The sequence below is a fragment of the Pseudomonas sp. WS 5059 genome (assembly GCF_012985525.1).
In the GTDB taxonomy this organism is placed as follows: domain Bacteria; phylum Pseudomonadota; class Gammaproteobacteria; order Pseudomonadales; family Pseudomonadaceae; genus Aquipseudomonas.
In genome coordinates this window covers 866,756-885,765 of the sequence record NZ_JAAQWO010000002.1, presented here as the reverse complement: position 1 = coordinate 885,765, position 19,010 = coordinate 866,756, and the positions used below count along the sequence as shown (strand labels likewise).

At 61.0% G+C, this 19,010-nt stretch carries 19 protein-coding genes and 5 pseudogenes; 14 read left to right on the top strand and 10 right to left on the bottom strand.

The features are described from left to right. From HBO12_RS08835 to HBO12_RS08815, 5 genes and pseudogenes are all read left to right on the top strand, one after another. Positions 1–236: ribonucleotide-diphosphate reductase subunit beta (locus HBO12_RS08835; protein WP_010208297.1), on the top strand; the 236-nt coding region annotated here is incomplete at its 5' end. A 65-nt stretch (positions 237–301) separates the two neighbouring features. Beyond that, positions 302–478, top strand: a pseudogene (locus HBO12_RS08830) (HNH endonuclease); the annotation flags it as partial. Positions 479–550: 72 nt separating this feature from the next. Continuing rightward, entirely contained in the window at positions 551–1,195 is a 645-nt protein-coding gene (locus tag HBO12_RS08825) for an HAD-IB family hydrolase (RefSeq protein ID WP_169955303.1), read from the top strand. Positions 1,196–1,311: 116 nt separating this feature from the next. Further along, positions 1,312–2,262 (top strand): hypothetical protein, encoded by a 951-nt coding sequence (locus HBO12_RS08820; RefSeq protein WP_170041946.1) that lies wholly within the window; start codon positions 1,312–1,314, stop codon positions 2,260–2,262. Between the two features lie 124 nt (positions 2,263–2,386). After that, positions 2,387–2,761 (top strand): helix-turn-helix domain-containing protein, encoded by a 375-nt coding sequence (locus HBO12_RS08815; RefSeq protein ID WP_170041945.1) that lies wholly within the window; start codon positions 2,387–2,389, stop codon positions 2,759–2,761. Positions 2,762–2,783: 22 nt separating this feature from the next. Here HBO12_RS08815 and HBO12_RS08810 read toward each other — a convergent pair whose 3' ends face one another. Together HBO12_RS08810 and HBO12_RS08805 are read right to left on the bottom strand one after the other, a co-directional pair. Beyond that, a complete protein-coding gene (locus tag HBO12_RS08810) occupies positions 2,784–3,335 on the bottom strand; it encodes a hypothetical protein (protein WP_463671604.1) in 552 nt (183 codons plus the stop codon). A gap of 328 nt (positions 3,336–3,663) precedes the next feature. Further along, entirely contained in the window at positions 3,664–4,719 is a 1,056-nt protein-coding gene (locus HBO12_RS08805) for an MBL fold metallo-hydrolase (RefSeq protein WP_170041944.1), read from the bottom strand. A gap of 133 nt (positions 4,720–4,852) precedes the next feature. Between HBO12_RS08805 and HBO12_RS08800 the strand changes: the two genes are divergently transcribed. The 4 genes and pseudogenes from HBO12_RS08800 (at position 4,853) to HBO12_RS28740 (ending at position 8,215) form a co-directional block, all read left to right on the top strand. Next, positions 4,853–5,476 (top strand): TetR/AcrR family transcriptional regulator, encoded by a 624-nt coding sequence (locus HBO12_RS08800; RefSeq protein ID WP_169955307.1) that lies wholly within the window; start codon positions 4,853–4,855, stop codon positions 5,474–5,476. 197 nt (positions 5,477–5,673) lie between these two features. Beyond that, a complete protein-coding gene (locus HBO12_RS08795; RefSeq protein WP_169955308.1) occupies positions 5,674–6,732 on the top strand; it encodes a diguanylate cyclase in 1,059 nt (352 codons plus the stop codon). A 163-nt stretch (positions 6,733–6,895) separates the two neighbouring features. After that, positions 6,896–7,660, top strand: a pseudogene (locus HBO12_RS28745) (PAS domain-containing protein); the annotation flags it as partial. A gap of 3 nt (positions 7,661–7,663) precedes the next feature. Then, a complete protein-coding gene (locus HBO12_RS28740) occupies positions 7,664–8,215 on the top strand; it encodes a methyl-accepting chemotaxis protein (RefSeq protein ID WP_262376952.1) in 552 nt (183 codons plus the stop codon). Positions 8,216–8,219: 4 nt separating this feature from the next. On the opposite strand, the pseudogene HBO12_RS08785 reads toward HBO12_RS28740, so the two are convergent. Both HBO12_RS08785 and HBO12_RS08780 read right to left on the bottom strand, forming a co-directional pair. Further along, positions 8,220–8,333, bottom strand: a pseudogene (locus tag HBO12_RS08785) (LysR family transcriptional regulator); the annotation flags it as partial. Positions 8,334–8,371: 38 nt separating this feature from the next. Further along, positions 8,372–8,695 (bottom strand): DUF2025 family protein, encoded by a 324-nt coding sequence (locus tag HBO12_RS08780; protein WP_076962912.1) that lies wholly within the window; start codon positions 8,693–8,695, stop codon positions 8,372–8,374. A gap of 245 nt (positions 8,696–8,940) precedes the next feature. On the opposite strand from HBO12_RS08780, the gene HBO12_RS08775 reads away from it, so the two are divergent. Together HBO12_RS08775 and HBO12_RS08770 are read left to right on the top strand one after the other, a co-directional pair. Continuing rightward, positions 8,941–10,068, top strand: coding sequence for a glycerophosphodiester phosphodiesterase (locus HBO12_RS08775; RefSeq protein ID WP_169955310.1), 1,128 nt, complete (start codon positions 8,941–8,943; stop codon positions 10,066–10,068). Continuing rightward, positions 10,069–10,743 (top strand): helix-turn-helix domain-containing protein, encoded by a 675-nt coding sequence (locus HBO12_RS08770; protein WP_170041942.1) that lies wholly within the window; start codon positions 10,069–10,071, stop codon positions 10,741–10,743. On the opposite strand, the gene HBO12_RS08765 is transcribed toward HBO12_RS08770, so the two are convergent. Further along, the gene (locus tag HBO12_RS08765; protein WP_170041941.1) at positions 10,735–11,613 is read right to left on the bottom strand and encodes a sterol desaturase family protein; all 879 of its coding nucleotides are present in this window, start codon (positions 11,611–11,613) and stop codon (positions 10,735–10,737) included. The genes HBO12_RS08770 and HBO12_RS08765 overlap by 9 nt on opposite strands. Positions 11,614–11,764: 151 nt before the next feature. Between HBO12_RS08765 and HBO12_RS08760 the strand changes: the two genes are divergently transcribed. Continuing rightward, positions 11,765–12,070, top strand: a complete 306-nt coding sequence (locus HBO12_RS08760) for a PepSY domain-containing protein (RefSeq protein ID WP_038442689.1) — start codon at positions 11,765–11,767, stop codon at positions 12,068–12,070. Positions 12,071–12,121: 51 nt separating this feature from the next. On the opposite strand, the gene HBO12_RS28735 is transcribed toward HBO12_RS08760, so the two are convergent. Next, positions 12,122–12,826: a methyl-accepting chemotaxis protein gene (locus HBO12_RS28735; RefSeq protein WP_463671608.1), complete on the bottom strand. Its 705-nt coding sequence runs from the start codon at positions 12,824–12,826 to the stop codon at positions 12,122–12,124. A gap of 228 nt (positions 12,827–13,054) precedes the next feature. Then, a pseudogene (locus HBO12_RS28730) lies at positions 13,055–13,165 on the bottom strand (hypothetical protein); the annotation flags it as partial. 816 nt (positions 13,166–13,981) lie between these two features. Between HBO12_RS28730 and HBO12_RS08750 the strand changes: the two are divergent. Beyond that, entirely contained in the window at positions 13,982–15,004 is a 1,023-nt protein-coding gene (locus tag HBO12_RS08750) for a transporter (RefSeq protein ID WP_169955314.1), read from the top strand. A gap of 128 nt (positions 15,005–15,132) precedes the next feature. Continuing rightward, positions 15,133–16,749 (top strand): inorganic phosphate transporter, encoded by a 1,617-nt coding sequence (locus HBO12_RS08745; RefSeq protein ID WP_170041939.1) that lies wholly within the window; start codon positions 15,133–15,135, stop codon positions 16,747–16,749. Positions 16,750–16,872: 123 nt separating this feature from the next. Here HBO12_RS08745 and HBO12_RS08740 read toward each other — a convergent pair. The 3 genes and pseudogenes from HBO12_RS08740 to HBO12_RS08730 all read right to left on the bottom strand — a co-directional run. Then, a pseudogene (locus tag HBO12_RS08740) lies at positions 16,873–17,025 on the bottom strand (allophanate hydrolase); the annotation flags it as partial. A gap of 129 nt (positions 17,026–17,154) precedes the next feature. Next, positions 17,155–18,129, bottom strand: a complete 975-nt coding sequence (locus tag HBO12_RS08735; protein ID WP_170041938.1) for a 5-oxoprolinase subunit C family protein — start codon at positions 18,127–18,129, stop codon at positions 17,155–17,157. Beyond that, positions 18,126–19,004 carry a 5-oxoprolinase subunit B family protein gene (locus HBO12_RS08730; RefSeq protein WP_169955317.1) on the bottom strand — a complete coding sequence of 293 codons (879 nt, stop codon included), beginning with the start codon at positions 19,002–19,004 and terminating at the stop codon, positions 18,126–18,128. Before HBO12_RS08730 ends, HBO12_RS08735 begins: the two co-directional genes overlap by 4 nt. Positions 19,005–19,010: the final 6 nt, after the last annotated feature.

The following is a 19,010-nucleotide window of genomic DNA, read 5'->3' as shown; positions in this document are numbered from 1 at the left end:
ACGCGCGCGACACCATGCCGCGCGGCGTGTTGGGCATGAACGCGGCGATGATGGAGGACTACCTCAAGTTCATCGCCAACCGTCGTCTGTCGCAGATCGGCTTGAAGGAAGAATACCCAGGCACCACCAACCCATTCCCGTGGATGAGCGAGATCATGGACTTGAAGAAAGAGAAGAACTTCTTTGAGACCCGGGTGATCGAGTATCAGACCGGTGGGGCGTTGAGCTGGGATTGATCGGCTCATAGTTGCGACGTGAAAAAAGCCCTGGGGTCGTACCCAGGGCTTTTTTTATGGGAGCCGGCTTGCCATTTCTTGAAGTACATCACCTCAAGCACCTGGCCCGTAAGGGTTCGGATCGCATCTCCAATGCTGTAGCCTTATGCCCCAATTGCCATCAGCGTTGTCACCGGTCGAGTGACCGGGATGATTTCACTGCGGGGTTTTACTCGAGAATCAGCAGATTGATACCGGAGTAGACTCCTGCGGTCACAGCTTATGCATTCCAAAAAAATAGTAGATAGGACCGAGGCCACCCCGTGAACCCAGACATGCTAGAAGCCGGCCCAGTGGGCGCCAAGGTACTTTCAGTGTTCGACTTCGACGGCACCCTGACCCGCCACGACAGTTTTGTACCGTTTCTCAAGTTTGCTTTCGGCAAGCAGGAATTCAATCGCCGGATGCTCAAGCTGGCGCTGCCGGGCTTGCGCTTTCTGCTGCGCCGAATGAGCCGGGATGAGCTCAAGGCGCAGTTGATTCGCACCTTTATGACCGGCGTTGAGAAAGCCTGGGTGCAACAGAAAGCCGAGGAATACTGCAAGACCTACTGGAACAAGCTAATGCGCCCTGCCGGTTTGCAGTCGGTGGCCGATGAGATCGGCTCCGGCGCCGAAGTGACATTGTGTTCGGCTTCGCCTGCAATCGTGTTGCAACCTTTTGCCGATCGCCTGGGGATCAAGCTGATCGGGACCGAGCTTGAGGTGGTCGATGGGGTGTTGAGTGGGCGCCTCACAGGTAACAACTGCCGTTGTGAGAACAAGGTGCTGCGGCTTGAAGCTGTGTATGGCGACCTGGGTGAGTATCGGCTCAGGGCCTGGGGCGACACGCGCGGGGATCGCGAGTTGCTGGCGGCGGCGCAGGATGCGCATTGGCGGCATTTTCACTCGGCCAAGCGTCGAGGCAAGTCGAAGCCGTAAGCCGCTTGGAACCTGCCCTTTCAGAAGCGTTGAAAGGGCTGCGCCCTGATAGCGGACATTTGTGCTACCCGCACAACCCCGCTATTAATAGCGAATCTTCCCACGGACCCGCCCCGATGAAATTCGACACAGCCTATTGCCTGAGCCTGGACGAAAAGCTGTCGATCTATGACGTGCGCGACCTGAACTTCGACGAAACCGCCGCCTTCGATTCCGACAAGGACAGTTTCCTGTGCCCCAACGATGATTGCCGTGCGGCGTTTGCAACGGGCAATGTGCTGGGTACGTTCAATGCAAAGAACGTCAATTACCTGCGCACCCCGCATTTCAAGAACCTGCCCAGCACCCGGCATATCGACGGCTGCCGCTATGCCAGTCACAAAGCCGTGCCAGGAGAAGCCGAGGATGGGCGCGAGGAGAACTTTCCGTCGGAATTTGTGCTGACTCGGCGTCAGTATGAACGCAAGGCAGCCATCCGCGGCGCCACAGACACTCTCCCACAGGATCTGGCGAAAGCACCTTCGGAAATCTCCAATACTTCCCACAGTGCCAGCGAAACCACACCAGACAAGACCAGCGTCTTTGCCCACCCGGTCGAATGCTACGTGTCCAACATCGACGACAAGGAAAAGCTCAAGGGCATGCCGCTGAAGATCGGCGAGCAGACCGCGAGCTATTGGGCGTTTTTCAAGAAAATCGAATACCTGCAAGACAACAAGGGCTTGATCTATTGGGGCCGGATCAAGGCGATCAAGGACTACACCAGCAGCTTTCGCATCGACTTCGAAAAAAAGGTGTGGCTCGACAAGAAGCCCTACTCCGTCAACGTGTACCTGAACAAAAAGCTGATCGAGAACTACCGCAAGCGCAAGGCGTTCCTGGAGCAGATCAAGGCAGCTGTAGACAGTGAACGCCCGCTGTATTGCTTCTTCTATGGGGTGACGCCGGAGTTGAAACAGGTACCGAGCAAGAAAACCCCCGAGCAGACATTCGGGGTGTTCAGCGCCGATATCCAGAACCTTGACCACCTGCTGATCCGCGAGGCGCCGGGGCTGGTGGAGAAATGAATTGAGGCGTCCACCAATCGCGGGCCAGCTATCCAGGAAATGATCGAGTTGATGAACGGTCAAAACAACTGTACAAAAACACAGTATAGTTTGTTCTCCCCCGTTGGATTCCTGGAGAACCCCCATGTCCTCTCTGGCAGTGAGCACCACCGTAGATCAGCAAATCGTCCTTCATCAGTTCACCCCACGGCACAGCGTGCAGGCCCGCGCGCTGCTGGGCTGGAGCCGGGAAGACCTGGCCCGGCACGCCGGGGTTGGGGTGGACGCTGTCCAGCGCTTTGAAAGCCATCAAGAGGTGGATGACGCCATCCGCATCGCCCTGGCATTTCGCCTTGAGCACGAAGGCCTGGTGTTTTTCCCGGGGTTTGCGCCGGGGTGGGGCATGAGCGGGCGTCGCTCCCCAACACCACAGGCTGATGCCGAACCTGGTCGCCGTAGCCTTATCGCACGGCTGCTGGGCTCGACATCGTCGAATACGCCTCATCCCAACGGCGCATAGGCCCGCTGACCGCGCAGCGGGTTCACCTCGCGTACATGCCGGCGCGTGCCTGCATCGCCTGTTGATAGATCCGTACCAAGGCCGACAGCGAGTCCCGCGCCCAGCGGGCACCATAGAACCAGAGCACGACCTTGGTGCCGTTGAGATCGTCGTTGAATAGTTGGCATACGCCTGGGTATCCGGTTTTGCAGAAGCCGTGAAAAGCTGGGCTTTGGCCATCGGACACCAGCGCGTCGAGGCGATGTTCGCTCACCCGCTCATCGATCTGGTTGCTGGACGCCAGGGAGAAATACGCAGCGGCATCCGGTAACTGCGCCTGCACTGGCACCACTTCGGCACCGGCATCCTTTAACACCTCCAAGGCTTGGAGAAATCCGCTGGAGTGCTCCACCGTTTCACGAACACCGTTGCGCAGATATTGGTCGGCAAAACCGATACGCCAATCGGCCAGGACAGGAGCAGATTTCGCTGCATTGTTTTCCATGACTGGCGGGACTGCCACCATGACCGGGCCCGCAGGGTCGACGCCGCTCAGGGCTATGAGCGATAACGACGGATCACGCACAGTCTTCATCATCGGCCCCGGGACATCGAACCTGGGGCCCTGGACAACAGGTGCTGCGGCAGGCTGGAACTCAATGCCACCCCGAGGTGTTGCCCCATTGTCCGTCGACCCAGCGGGGGCTATCGGCGCACAAGGCACTGCGTTAAGGATGTTGAGCAGCAAAGGTAGCCCCCCTGAACAGGCAGCACCTGGCGCCAGGATTTTCCTACATTTGTCCTCCATCAAGGCCCACTCCCAGGAAATGAATTCCCCGAGATCATCCCATCCTTTTCCGGTCGGTTCTCATGGCAGAAATACGTTGAAAAGCCCTTTTACAGACAGAACGTTGCAAACACCTTCAACTCGCCAGCGGTTGTGTCACCTGGGCCTCGACGTCCAGCCACCAGGCATGCCCGCGCTCAGGTGCCGCCAGCGTGAAAGCCTGACCCATGGCGGGCGTGGTAATCGACACATTGCGCTCCCAGGCCAGGGCCATGATGCGGTCGAACGGCTCATGCCAGGCATGGAATGCCAGATCAAAAGTGCCATTGTGGATCGGCAGCAACCAGCGCCCCTTCAGGTCGATATGGGCCTGCAAGGTTTGTTCGGGCTGCATGTGCACATGGGGCCAATCGACGTTGTAAGCTCCCGTTTCCATCAGCGTCAGGTCAAATGGCCCGTATTGCTCGCCAATGCGCTTGAAGCCATCGAAGTAGCCGGTGTCGCCACTGAAAAAGATACGCCGGGCGCCATCAATCATCACCCACGAGGCCCACAGCGTCTGGTTGCCATCAAACAGCCCACGCCCGGAAAAGTGCTGGGCCGGGGTTGCGACAAAACGGATACCGTCCACCTCGGTGCCCTGCCACCAATCCAGTTGCCGCACCTTGTCGGGCGCTACACCCCATTTGATCAAGGTGTCGCCGACGCCCAGCGGCGCTAGAAAATAGCGGGTCTTGGCCGCCAACTGCACCACCGCCTGGCGGTCCAGGTGGTCGTAATGGTTGTGCGACAGGATCACCGCCTCAATCGGCGGCAGTTCTTCAAGGCTGATGGGTGGCTGATGAAAGCGCTTGGGGCCGGCCCAACTGAAAGGCGAGGCACGCTGGGCGAACACCGGATCGGTCAGCCAGAACTTGCCACGCATTTTCAGCAGGACGGTGGAATGTCCCAGGCGGTAGACACTGTGGTCCGGGGCACTCTGCAATTGTTCACGCGTCAGGCGCTGCACCGGAATCTCCCCCACGGGCCGCGTACTGCGGGGCTTGTGAAAGAGCATCTTCCAGAAAATCTGCAGGGTTTTGCCAAAGCCCGCACGGTTGACCGGCGCATGATTGTTGAAGTGGCCTTGCTGCTGCTCGGATGGCTTGAGCGCGGCAGAGGGGGTGTCGAGACGGTTAGAGATCGTGGCCATTACAAAGTGACTCCGGTACGTTCTGCTGATGCAGATCAACAACTACACTGCACAGTGTAGTTTCAAGATTGCAACAAAACCCGTACCAAGTAAACTACCGAGTGTAATTTTCTTCCCAGAGCCGAATAGCCCCATGACTGCACCCCAACGCCTCACCGACCGTAAACGCGAAGCCATTGTGGCGGCAGCCATTGCCGAGTTTCGCGACAACGGTTTCGAGGTCACCAGCATGGACAAGATTGCGGCCACGGCCCGCGTCTCCAAGCGCACGGTGTACAACCACTTCCCCAGCAAGGAGGAGTTGTTTACCGAAATCCTGCACAAACTGTGGGCCAGCAGCGTTGCGCAACTGGATGTCAGCTACAGCAGCCAACAACCCCTGCGCGACCAGTTGCGAGTGTTGTTGGAAGCGAAGATGAAAATGATGTCGGACGCCAACTTCCTCGACCTGGCCCGGGTAGCGATTGCTGCGACCATCCACTCTCCTGAACGCGCCCAGGACATCGTCAATCGCCTGAGCGAGCGCGAAGAAGGGTTTACTTTGTGGGTGCGTGCCGCCCAGGAAGACGGGCGTCTCAAACCCGTTGACCCGTGCTTTGCCGCCCATCAGGTGCAAAGCCTGCTCAAGGCGTTCGCCTTTTGGCCGCAAATCACCCTCGGCCAGCCCACCCTGGACTTGGCCACCCAGGCCAACGTGATCGAGTCGGCAATGGACCTGTTCCTGGCCGGCTACGAGATTGCTCCCCTTCCCCGATAAGCCCTTGTGTCGCCAATACGACGCTCAGAAGTCGTTTTTACCGTAATCCCTCTGGATCTCCACGCAAATGGCCCGGAAGGACACTGATTATTCCCACGTAAATAACTGACAATAATCGCCTGTCATCTGGCGTAAATGGCCTTTGAATAACCTACGCCTTCGCCACTTAAAAAAAGAAAAATCTGACGCAGGGATCTATGGAAAACCTTCGAGGCAAAGGGCTGTCATTTGCCCGGCGCATTTATCGGCCGCGCATTATCGGGCTGGGCGTTGGCAGCATTTGCGTGCTGGCCGCCCTGTACCCGCTGGCCATGCCCGGATGGATCTGGGCGCTGTGGCTGTTCAACGCATTTATCTGGCCGCACCTGGCGTACCAACTGTCGAGCCATTCGGCATTTCCCTACCAGGCTGAGCGCCGCAACCTGCTCTATGACTCACTGTCCGGTGGGTTCTGGGCCGCAGCCACGCAATTCACACCGCTGACCGCAGTGACCATCCTCGCGATGATGACCATGCATAACGTCGCGGCGGGCGGCAAACAGTTGATGATCCAGGGCATGCTCGCACAACTGGTGGGCGTCGCGCTGGCCTGGCTGGTATTCGGCCCCTCGTTCAACCCCAATGTCGGCCTGATCCAGGTGTATTCGTGCCTACCGATGTTGATCCTTTACCCCGTCGCCATCGGCATGGCCAGCTATCGCCTGGCCATCAAGCTCTCGGAACACAAACGTGCCCTGAGCGCCCTGAGTCGTACCGACAGCCTCACCGGCCTGCTCAATCACGGTTCCTGGAAAGACCTGCTGCAACTGAAGTTCCACAAGTGCCAGCAGCAACAGTCCCAGGCCACCATTGCGTTGATCGATATCGACCACTTCAAGCAGATCAATGACGCCTATGGCCATATCGTCGGTGACCGCGTGCTGCGACAACTGAGTAAGGAATTGCAGCGCAACGTGCGGGAAAATGACCTGGCGGGCCGCTACGGTGGCGACGAGTTCTGCGTGATTCTCCCGGACGTGCCGCTGGAGCAGGCCAGTTATGTGATGGAGCGCCTGCGGGAAATGTTCAGCCGCTACCGCGACCCGCAGGTTCCGGAACTGCGGGTCAGCCTGAGCATTGGCCTGGCGGCCTACCAGGTGCAATTCACCCAGGCGCATATGTGGCTCAATGCCGCAGACCAGGCGCTGTACGCCGCCAAAGGCACCGGGCGCAACCGGGTGACGGTTGCCGAATCACTGGTCGCCCGCTCTGCCTGAATAGAACTTCCTTTGGTGCCCATGACTCAGAGCTCCCAGCTGTACTGTCTGCCGGTATAACGGAAGCCGGCAATAAGCACGTCTGCCGTGGGCCTGGGGCTACACGGCGCGAAAGCGCACCCATGGATACATCCACGCACGTTGCATCACTGAGCACGCAACCATGCTATTTACCGCCCACAAAAAAACCATCACCACCCTACAAGAAACTGTCAGCCAACAAGCTGGCCTGCTCGATGCCATCGAACGCTCCATGGCCGTGATCGAGTTCGATCTACAAGGCAGTGTGTTGCGCGCCAATGACAACTTCCTCAAGACCATGGGCTACCGCGAGGATCAAGTCGTCGGCCAGTCCCACCGCCTGTTCTGCACCCCGACGTTTGCCCGCAGCGCCGACTACAGCCAGTTGTGGACGCAACTGCGCAATGGCCAGTTCCAATCGGGCACCTTCGAGCGCGTCGCCGCCGACGGTCATTCGGTGTGGCTGGAGGCCAGCTACAACCCGGTACGCGACCAGGCCGGCCGAGTGGTGAAAATCATCAAATATGCCTTGGACGTAAGCGCCAGGATGCAGGCCGAAAGCGAAGCCAATGCCAAGCTCGAGGCGATTGACCGGGCCATGGCCGTGATCGAGTTCAACCTCGACGGCACCATCCTTACCGCCAACCAGAACTTCCTCCAGCGCCTGGGCTACAACCTGGCAGAAATCCAGGGCAAGCATCATCGCCTGTTCTGCAAGCCGGAGCTGGCCAACAGCCAGGAATACACGGACTTCTGGCGCCGGCTGAACCAGGGTGAGTTGTTCAGCGGCCAGTTCGAGCGCATCACCCGCTCCGGCCAGACGCTGTGGCTGGAAGCCAACTACAACCCGGTGTACGACGCCAGCGGGCGCCTGTGCAAGATTGTGAAGTTCGCCTCCGACGTCACCGCGATGGTGGAAAAACACGCCGCAGATGCCCAGAGCGCAACCCAGGCCTATCACATCTCCCTACAGACCCGGGACATCGCCGAAAAAGGCGCCGAGGTGATTCAGCAGACCGCCAGCGGCATCCATGACATTGCCGCCGACATTGAAAGCTCATCCAGACTGATCGCCAAGTTGGGCGAGCGCTCGCAGCAGATCACCGCCATCGTCAACACCATTCGCGCGATTGCCGACCAGACCAACTTACTGGCCTTGAATGCAGCCATTGAGGCCGCCCGCGCGGGTGACCAGGGCCGCGGATTTGCGGTGGTCGCCGACGAAGTCCGGCAATTGGCCGCACGCACCAGCGGCTCCACGGCGGAGATCTCGAGCATGATCGAGATGATCCAGAGCGAGACCCGCCAGGCCATCGACAGCATGGACAACACCCGCGACCGCGCAGCCCAGGGCGTGGGCCTGGCCAACCAGGCCGGCACAGTGATCCTGCAGATTCGCGAAGGCGCCAGCGATGCCGTGCGGGCGGTGAGTATGTTTGCCAATGAGCGGGTGGGGTTGTAGGCGCTTACCAGGGGTGGCTCAGGTGCCGGCCCAGCTCGTCGAACAACGTCACCACTGAACGCAGCGCCCGACAGTCCGGGCGCGTCAGCAACCACAAGGCGGTGTCGTAACCCGTGAGCGCCGGCCCCAACGCCTACGGGATTTGCGTGATGGTGATCAACCCACCAGGCTGCGCACCGCGCTGATCTGCGGGATCTCGACCCGGCGCATATACACGCGCAACGGCTCGGTGATGTTGATGCGATCATCGATGTTCTGGTCCAGCAGCAGTTGGATGTGCTCGCGGGACAGGGTCATGGCCTGGTCGGCCGCCGGCTGCCAGACGAACTCGCTGGTGGGGATGATGCCGTCGTCGGCGACGTCCATGCCGAACGAGTCTTCGCTGAAACGTACGATGTACTGGCCGGTCTTGCGGTTCAGGCCGACAAAGCCGTTGAGTTGGTCGGCGGCCTGGCAGATGAGTTCCGATGTGATGCGCATGCTAAACCTCACTGAAAAATCCCACAGGGGAAGTGAACGATGGTTTACACGCGAGGCGGCGAAATAAGGCAATGGGGTTCCCTCTGGCGGGGAAACTCGGGCTAAGAATACTGCATAGCACGGCACAAAAGCGCAGAAAAAATAGCGCATGCGCACGTTAATGTCGGTTTGGTGATAGCGCGATTTGCATGCAATTGTTAAAAAGGAACCCTTCTTGAAGCTACCTCCACGAAAGGACCTCGCACATGCCTGCTACGTTTACCAAGAGTGCCCTGCTGCTCGCTCTGATGATGGGCCTTGGCCACGCACAGGCTGCAAGCCCCATCAGCCCGGTTGAACTGGCGACCAAGGACGGCATCCCCCACCCAGCCGTGATCGCCCACCGGGGCGCGTCCTTCGATGCGCCGGAGTCTACCGCTGCCGCCTACAAGGTCGCGCGCGACCTGGGTGCCGACTACCTGGAACTGGATCTGCAACGCAGCAAGGATGGCGTGCTGTTTGCCCTGCACGACAACAACCTGCAACGCACCACCGACGTGGCCACCAAGTTCCCGGAGCGCAAGGACAGCCCGGCCAACGAATTCACCTGGAAAGAGCTGCAAACCCTGGATGCCGGCAGTTGGTTCAACGCCGCCTACCCGGAGCGTGCGCGCCCGGGCTTCGTCGGGTTGAAAATCCTCAGCCTGGACGAAATCATCAAGATCGCCGAAGGCAACCCCCAGCACAAACCCGGCCTGTACATCGAAACCAAGGAGCCCAAGCAGTTTCCGGGGATCGAAGCCGATCTGAAGGACAAACTGTTGGATAAGGGCTGGCTGAGCTCCGTGGGTTCCAAGCTGGGCAAGAGCAACACCGGCGTCGGCCAGGGCAAGGGCCGCGTAGTGCTGCAAACCTTCGAGACGGCCAGCCTCAAGGAACTGCAGAAAGAAATGCCCAACACCCCGAAAATCCTGCTGCTGTGGGTGGGTGAAGGCAGCATCGAGCCCAAGTCCAAAGTGACCTTCGCCGAGTCCGGCGAGCCAACCAAGGCGGCCTACTATGCCAAGCAGGAACCCAAGGACGCTGCCGAGTTCGAGAAGTGGGTCGATGAAGCCAAGAGCCTCGGTGCGATTGGCACTGGCCCGTCTGCACAACTGACGGCCCTGGGCGACCAGAGCTATTCGGACCTGGTCAAGCCCGAGATGAACCAACTGACCCACGACAAGGGCCTGCTGGTGCACGTCTATACCGTCGACGAGCCGGTGGATTTCGAGAAGGTCATGAGCGCCGGGGTCGATGGCATCTTCACCAACCGCGCCGCCGAACTGCTGAAGTTCTACAAGCGCTGGCCGTCGTCGAGCGTGCAGGACCTGCTGCAGGACAACGGTTACTGAGTGAGCGAGTGGTCAGGCCAACTGTGGCTGGGGCCGGATTACGGCCTGATCCTCGGTGAGACGGGGCGCACGGCGCCCCACGCCCATTATGCCCATCAATTTATCCTGTGCGCGCATAGCCCCATCACGGTCAGCCTTGATGGGCAGCTGCAAACGGCGTATCGCCTGTTCATCCCCTCTCGCCAGCCCCATGCCATCGTCCATGCCCCTGGCACGGTGTTGATGGCCTATGTGGAGCCCGGTGCATTTGATCGCGAGTCGTTGCAACACGCCCTGGATACCGCCGATTTTTCCCATGAGCGCCTTGCGCAGACATTGCGCCAGCTGCCACGTCGCCAGGCAGACGATGAGCGCGTGCAACGCGCCCTGCACACCCTCGATCAACAGTTGAGCGGCAAGGTCTCGGCGCAATCATTGGCACAGGCGGCGCACCTGTCGTTGAGCCAGTTGGAGCGCCTGTTCGTCAGCCAGCTCGGCGTGCCGGTACGGCGCCTGGTGATGTGGCGCCGCCTGCGCCTGGCACTGGACCTGGCCCTGAACGGCGACACCCTGACCCAAGCGGCCCACGGCGCTGGGTTTGCCGACTCGGCGCACTTCTCGCGGACCATGAAGCAGCTGTTTGGCGTGACCGCCGGGGCCTCATTGCGCCATCTTCAAGTACACCTCCTACCGTAGTGCGGTGGGTACCGGGGGTTCCTTGCTCAATCGCGCGGGGCTGAAGGGCTCACGCAACTGCTCGACGTAATCCAGCGGATAGTCCGGCCGGCTGCCAATCCCCAGGTCGCCCTCGCCCATTCGATAATCCTCGGTGTAAAACGCAGTCCCCAGCAGCCAGTCCCACAGGTTGAAAAACAAACCGAAATTCACATCCCCCGCGCGCCCGTATTTCATATGGTGAAAGCGATGCACCGGCGCCCAGGCAAACACCCAGCGCAGCGGCCCCAGGCGCATATCGACATTGGAATGCTGTAGCAGCAACTGGATCGCAATGGCCAACGCCAGCAGCATCGCCACCTCCACTGGAATGCCCAGCAGGATCAGCGGCAGCAAACCCGCCGCGGCCTCGAGCATCTGGTGCAAGGGATGCTTCATCAAGCCATTGAACCCATAGAGCCGCTGCACGCTGTGATGCACCGCATGCAAACGCCAGAGTGCGGCGATGCGGTGGCTGGCGTAATGCATCAGGGTGATGCCCGCGTCGGCAATGATGATCGCCAACAGCAATTGCGCCCACAGCGGCCAGGCGCGCGGCCAGGCGCCCTCGATGACCAGCCATGCCGTGAGCAGCGGCAATGCCAGCAAGCCCAGGGCGTTCAGGCTTTCATTGACCAGCGCGTGGAGGACATCCCGGCGTCGGTCGCCCAGGCTGCGGTTCCACTGGGGCTCGTAGGGCAAGCACAGTTCGGCGATAAACGACACGCCGATGGCCAGCGCAAACACCGCCAGCAGCCACTGCGAGGCGCCTAGGGTGACCAACCAGAGCCCCGCGCCAATAAACCCTGCCCAGAACAAGGGGGCGTATAGCCAAGCCAATATCTGTTTCATAAGTGTCTCCCGTGGGTGAGACACCAGCATGAAATCTCCCGGCACGGGGCGATTGAACAAACAACGCAAACGTCCTACACAATTAAGGGTGAATTAAGTTGCGCGAGGTAATCTGATCCCACTTAAACAGCTCACCCCAAAGGACTCCATCATGAAAAACCTGACCGCTCTGTTCGCCGCTGCCGCCCTGACCCTGACCGCCGGCCTGGCCCAGGCCGATGTTCGCCCGGACCAGATTCCAAGCCTGCTGCAATCGGGCGCCGTGAAGCCATTTGAACAGCTGAATGCCGCCGCCCTGGCCAAACATGCCGGCGCCACCATCAACGACACTGAGCTGGATAACGAAGCCGGGCGCCTGGTCTACGAAGTTGACCTGACCGACACCACTGGCAAGAAGTGGGATGTGAAGCTCGACGCCAAGACCGGCGAAGTGCTGGAAAACAAACAAGACACTTAAGTTGCCCCAGCCACACAACGCGCCGCCTTCGGGCGGCGCAGTTGTGTCTGGTCAGGCACTCAGGCGCGCGGTCACTTCATTGAGCTCGGCCGACAAGCCCCGCAGGTTATGACTGGCCGCTTCGGTGCGCTGCACGTTGTCCAGGTTGGCGGTGGCCACCGTGGTGATTTGCGTGATGTTGCGCGAGATATCCTCGGCCACCGAGGTTTGCTCCTCGGCCGCCGTGGCGATCTGCCGGTTCATGTCGCGGATCGCCTCCACCGCCTGGGTGATATGACTGAGCATCGCCCCGGCCTGGGTGACCTTTTCGACACTCTCGTCACTGCATGACTGGCCACTGATGATCGCCTCGGCGGCGTCCACCGCCCCCGTCTGCACCGCCTGGATAATCTGGTTGATCTCGATGATCGACGCCGCCGTGCGTTGCGCCAGGCTACGCACTTCATCGGCCACCACCGCAAAGCCACGCCCGGCTTCGCCCGCTCGTGCCGCCTCGATTGCCGCATTGAGGGCCAGCAGGTTGGTTTGTTCGGCGATGCCGCGAATCACTTCCAGCACCGTGCCGATGCGCACGCTGTCGGCTTCCAGGCGGCGGATGATGCCACCGGTGTTGAGGATCTCGTTGCGCATCTGGCCGATGGTGGCAATGGTCACTTGCATCACCTGGCCGCCTTCACGGGCCGAGTGATCGGCCTCGTCCGCCGCTCGCGAGGCACTGGCAGCGTGGCGCGCGACTTCCTGGGCGGTGGCGGACATTTCGGTCATCGCCGTCGCCACCTGGTCGGTCCGGCTGAACTGGTCCTGGGTGCCCGTCGCCATCTGCCCGGCAATCGAATTCAGCTCGCCACTGGCGCTCACCAGGTCCTTGGCACTGCGCTGCAGGCTGCCGAAGGTTTCGGCGAGAAAATCGCGCAACGTGTTGGCGGCCTGGGCCAAATGGCCCAGCTCATCCTGGCGCTGGCTGGCAACGCGCTCGGCAAACCGGCCATGGCTCAATTGGGCCACATAGTCGATCAGGCCCCGGATCGGCAAAATCAGGTTGCGGTTGATCAACCACAGGCTGAACAGACCGATCAGCACCCCAGACAGCACCATCACCGCCAAGCCCAGCATCACGGTACGTTCGGCATAGGCGCTGATTGCCACCGACTGCAACTTGCCCTGCTCATGCAGTTGCGTGACCAGCGCGCTCATCTGTTCGCTCACCGCGCGGTCCACGCCCTTGACCGCGTTGTCCCCGGCCGCCGCATCGGCACCGGCGGCCACGTACGCATCACGCCCCTTCTGGTAAGCCACGCCCAGCAACTGGTGCTCCTGGCGCAAGGTGTCCAGGCGACGGCTCAAGCCTGGATCGCCCTCGGTGTTGGCCACCAGGCGCGCGAGGATGCCCTGCACTTCCCGTTGCCGATCCTGGAATTGCCCCCAGTACTTGTCCATGTCCTGGGGCTGTTTGCCACGCAGCAGGACGTTTTTCCATTCCTGGACCTGGACCTTGAATTGCACGTTGGCCTCATCGATCAGCTGTGAGGTCTGCAACGGCCCCTCCAGCAAACTGCGATAACTCTGCACACCGCTGGAGAGAAAATGAAAACACGCCAAGGCAATCAACAGCATTGCCAACAAGCTGCCACCGAGCAACGACAGGATCTGTGCTCTCAAGGACTTTCGCAAAAAACTCATCGGGGAAAAGCCTCGAAACAGGGAAATGGGGACCTGCACCGCAACATCCCTGTCAACCAACGCACAGCCAATCCAATGGCATGCTTGCGCCTTGAATCGGCCGGGCCAGACGCTTCTTGAGCGCAGTGGATGAGCGGTCGGGCGGGAGTGCCCCGTAGCTGACACAAAACTGTCAAATCCCCTTGCAATGATTGCGCAACGCGCGCCCATCGCCTGCCTCTGCGAGCCCCCATGAACCACAGCATCGACCACGGCCACCAGGACTCCGACCTGTTTGGCCTGCTTTACGGTTTCCGCTTTCGGCCCGGCGAGAAAGCCGAGCAGATCGACTCGGCAACCGTGCTCAAGGCCTTGCACGCCCCGGCCGACCCCGATGAATTCCTGTGGCTGCACCTGAACCTGGCCCACGCCGCCTGCCAGCGCTGGATGCAGGCGCACCTGGAGTTGCCGCCGGAGTTCTTCGAGGCCTTGCACGAGGGCTCGCGCTCCACCCGTATCGAACATGTGGACTCGGCCTTGCTGGCGGTGGTCAACGACGTGGTGTTCAACTTCAGCAGCATGATGTCATCGGACATTTCCACCTTGTGGGTCTGCGCTCGCAGCCGCCTGCTGATCAGTGCGCGCCTGCAACCGCTGCACTCGGTGGACAAGCTGCGCTCATCGGTAAAGGCCGGTGAACACTTCCGCTCGCCCCTGGAGTTGCTGGTGCATCTGCTGCGTGACCAAGGCGAGGTGCTGACGCAGATCGTGCGCAAGACCAGCCTCAGCGTCGACCAGATCGAAGACCAATTGCTGTCCTCGCGCCTGTCCACCAACCGCGCCGAACTGGGGGCCATGCGCCGGGTGCTGGTGCGCCTGCAACGCCTGCTGGCCCTGGAGCCGGGCTCGCTGCTGCGCCTGCTCAACCGCCCGCCGCAGTGGCTGCAAAAGGAGGACGTGAAGGAGCTGCGCAAATCCACCGAAGAGTTCGCCCTGATCATCAACGACCTCACGGCCCTGGGCGAACGGATCAAGTTGTTGCAAGAAGAAATCGCCGCCAACCTCAACGAACAAAGCAACCGCACGCTGTTCACCTTGACGGTGGTGACGGTACTGGCGCTGCCGATCAATATCATTGCCGGTTTTTTTGGCATGAACGTCGGGGGTGTGCCGCTATCCCAGGACCCCGAGGGGTTCTGGATCCTGGTGGCGTTGGTGGCGACGTTCACCTTGATTGCCGGCAGATGGGCATTTCGCAAGCGCCAGGATTACTGAACCGGCGCCTACCCAGAATTTGTGGACCGGCGGTTATCTCAATCCACCAAACACTGACTTGACGCAGCATCTCTGTAACATTCTGCAACGATCATGGGAAACATCCTCCCCACACTGGATGCTCCGGCATGGCCACCCCTTCCCTGACTTCCTCGCCCCAGGCTGGCGCCACTGACGCAAAACCGCAATTGGACAAGAAACCCGGCCTGTTCACGGTGATCATGTTCTTCGCCGTGCTCGCCATGGGCCTGTTGTTCACCGCCTACAGCCTGATGCACGACATGCACGAACTGGGCACGGTGGTCACCACCTGGACCCCATTCCTGCTGCTGGGCGTGGCCTTGTTGATTGCCCTGGGGTTCGAATTCGTCAACGGTTTCCATGACACCGCCAACGCCGTGGCGACCGTGATCTACACCAACTCGCTGCCGCCGCAATTCGCCGTGGTCTGGTCGGGATTCTTCAATTTCCTCGGGGTGCTGCTATCCAGTGGCGCGGTGGCCTTTGCCATCATTGCCCTGCTGCCGGTGGAGTTGATTTTGCAGGTCGGTTCTTCCGCCGGTTTTGCGATGATCTTTGCCCTGCTGATCGCCGCGATCCTGTGGAACCTCGGCACCTGGTGGCTGGGCCTGCCGGCGTCGTCTTCCCATACGCTGATCGGGTCGATCATCGGCGTGGGCGTGGCCAATGCCCTGATGCATGGCCGCGACGGCACCAGCGGCGTGGATTGGGCCCAGGCGATCAAGATCGGCTATGCGCTGCTGCTGTCACCGCTGATCGGCTTCGGCTTTGCCGCCCTGCTGTTGCTGGCACTGAGGGCCTTTGTGAAAAACCGCGCGCTGTACAAGGCGCCCAAGGGCAACACCCCGCCGCCGTGGTGGATTCGCGGCATGCTCATCGTGACCTGCACCGGCGTGTCCTTCGCCCACGGTTCCAACGATGGCCAAAAAGGCATGGGCCTGATCATGCTGATCCTGGTGGGCACGTTGCCCATGGCCTACGCCTTGAACCGCACCATGCCGGCCGATCAATCCCTGCAATTTGCCGCTGTGGCAGAAGTCACCCAGCAAGCGCTGGTCAAGAGCGCACCACAAGCGGCGCCAGCCGATCCACGGCCGATTCTGTCGACCTATGTGCGCACCAAGGACGTCACGCCCGAGCTGATCCCCGCCCTCGCCGCCCTGACCGGGCATATCGGTGAGCAAGTCAAAGGCTACGGCTCCCTGGCCAAGGTACCGGCCGAGGCGATGGGCAACGTGCGTAACGACATGTACCTGACCAGCGAAACCATTCGCCTGATGGACAAGGGCAAGGTCGGTCATTTCGATGCCGACACCCAGGGCAAGCTGCAACTGTTCAAGCAACAGATCGACAACGCCACACGCTTTATCCCGCTGTGGGTGAAGATCGCCGTGGCCATCGCCCTGGGCCTGGGCACCATGGTCGGCTGGAAGCGCATCGTGGTGACCGTCGGCGAGAAAATCGGCAAGACCCACCTGACTTACGCCCAGGGCGCCTCGGCCGAAACCGTGGCCATGCTGACGATTGGCGCTGCCGATATGTTTGGCTTGCCGGTATCCACCACCCATGTGCTGTCCTCGGGTGTGGCCGGGACCATGGTGGCCAATGGCGGCGGCTTGCAGATGAAGACCATCCGCAATTTGCTGATGGCCTGGGTGCTGACGTTGCCGGCGGCGATTGTACTGTCGGGCAGTCTGTATTGGCTGTTTACCCAAATCTTCTGAATCACCACACAGCAAAATGTGGGAGCGGGCTTGCCCGCGATGGCAGTGGATCAGGTTAGAAATACTTGACTGATACACCGCTATCGCGGGCAAGCCCGCTCCCACATTTTTTTGTGTGATGGCTTAGCCCGCGAATAAGCCAGCCATCGCTTTGAGCCGCTTCTTGTACACCCGCCGCGCCTCCAGCGCCTCCTCCAGCGTCACCGCGACAAACCCCGCTCGCTGGTTGGGCTGCATCTGCCCGATCAGGTCCAGGTCGGCGCTGATCACCGTGCCTTCTGAATCACCACACAGCAAAATGTGGGAGCGGGCTTGCCCGCGATGGCAGTGGATCAGGTTAGAAATACTTGACTGACACACCGCTATCGCGGGCAAGCCCGCTCCCACATTTTTTTGTGTGATGGCTTAGCCTGCGAATAAGCCGGCCATCGCCTTGAGCCGCTTCTTGTACACCCGCCGCGCCTCCAGCGCCTCCTCCAGCGTCACCGCGACAAACCCCGCTCGCTGGTTGGGCTGCATCTGCCCGATCAGGTCCAGGTCGGCGCTGATCACCGTGCCGATCATCGCGTAGCCGCCGCCTGATACCGCGTCGCGGTGCAGCACGATCGGCTCCAGGCCAGCCGGGACCTGGATCGAGCCGATGGGGTAGCAACTGTCGACGATGTTCGACGGATCGGAGCCCGCGCCAAATGGCTGCTCCCGTGGCTGGAAGCTCAAGGCACTGCCGCCCTTGAAGCGGTAGCCGATCCGGTCGGCCTCGGAACCCACGGTCCAGGGCTCGGCGAAAAAGCTGCTTTTGGCTGCGGGCGTCAGGCGCTCGTAGTACAAGCCCGGCACCACGCGTAATGTCACATCGCCGCCCACCGAGCGGCGCAAGGCCATCGGCAAGCTATTGCCGGCACGGCCTTGGCCGCAGGTCTGGCCGATAGGCAACAGATCGCCCTCCTGCAAGCGCCGCCCGTGGAAACCGCCCAGCGCACCGAGGGTGTAAGTGGAGCGGCTGCCCAACACCAGCGGCACGTCGATCCCCCCGGCCACCGCCAGGTAGGTGCGCGCCCCGGCCACGGGAAACTCAAAGCGCAGCACCTGCCCGGCGCGCACCTGGAACGCCGTGTCCTGGTGCACCACTTCACCGTCCAGGCGCGCAGACATCAGCGCGCCACTGAGTGCCACCAGGGCGTCCTGTTGGAACTCCAGCTGCGGGCCAATCAGTGTGCATTCCAACCCCGCCGCCCCCGCCGGATTGCCCACCAGATGGTTGGCCGCACTCAAGGCGTACTGATCCAGGGCGCCGGACGGCGGGATCCCCAAGTGGTAATACCCTTCACGCCCCAGGTCCTGCACGGAGGTAGCCAGGCCGGGCTTGAGCACCTTGATCATACGAGCGCCTCCTGCAGGGTTTTCGGGTAGCCGACCGGGTCGGCAAAAAAAGCGTCCAGGGAAAATTCCACCGGGCGAATGCGCAAATCGAAACGCCCGGCCTCCACCTCGGCCACCGCCAGGTCGTAGGCATCCCGGTCGATGGGCTTGAATTGCACGATATCGCCGGGGCGGAAGAACACCATGTGTTCCTTGAGATAGGCCAACTGCTGGGCCGGGTCGTAGATCGGCGCCGGGGTCACGCCAAACATCTGGTAACCCCCCGCGCCGCGCACTGAGTAGATACAGCCGAAACAGCCGCCATGGCCCAGGGTCAGCTTCGGCGTGTCGGTGCGTGGGCGCAGGTATTTGGGCACCTGCAACTGGCGTTCGCGCTCGACCATCTGGAACATGAACGGCAGGCCCGCCACAAAGCCGACCATCGACACAAACCACGGCGCGCCACTGTGGGCTGCGATAAACGCCTCGACATCCGCCAGGCCATTGATCCGCGCAGCGTACTCAAGGTCAGTGCCCGTCGGGTCCTGGTGTCGGTCACGAAAACGCATCAGGGTTTCATGGGTCCAGGGGTCGTTGTACAGCACCGGAATCTCGATGATCCGCGTGTGCAAGGTGCGCTCGGCCACGGCCTGGGCCTCGGCGCTTTGCACCGCGTCGAGCAGCACCTGGGGGGCGATCAGGTCCGGGTCGAAGCGGATCTGGAACGAGGCGTTGGCCAGGCAGATATCCAGCACGCCGGGCAGCTCCAGGCGCTGCACCGCACGGGTGACGGCCATGCCCTTGAAGAACGCCTCCAGGGACATGCTTTCGCTGACCTCGGCGAACAAATGCTCATCGGCGCCAAAGCTGTAGCGAATCGGGGATGTTTCAGCCATGTCTGT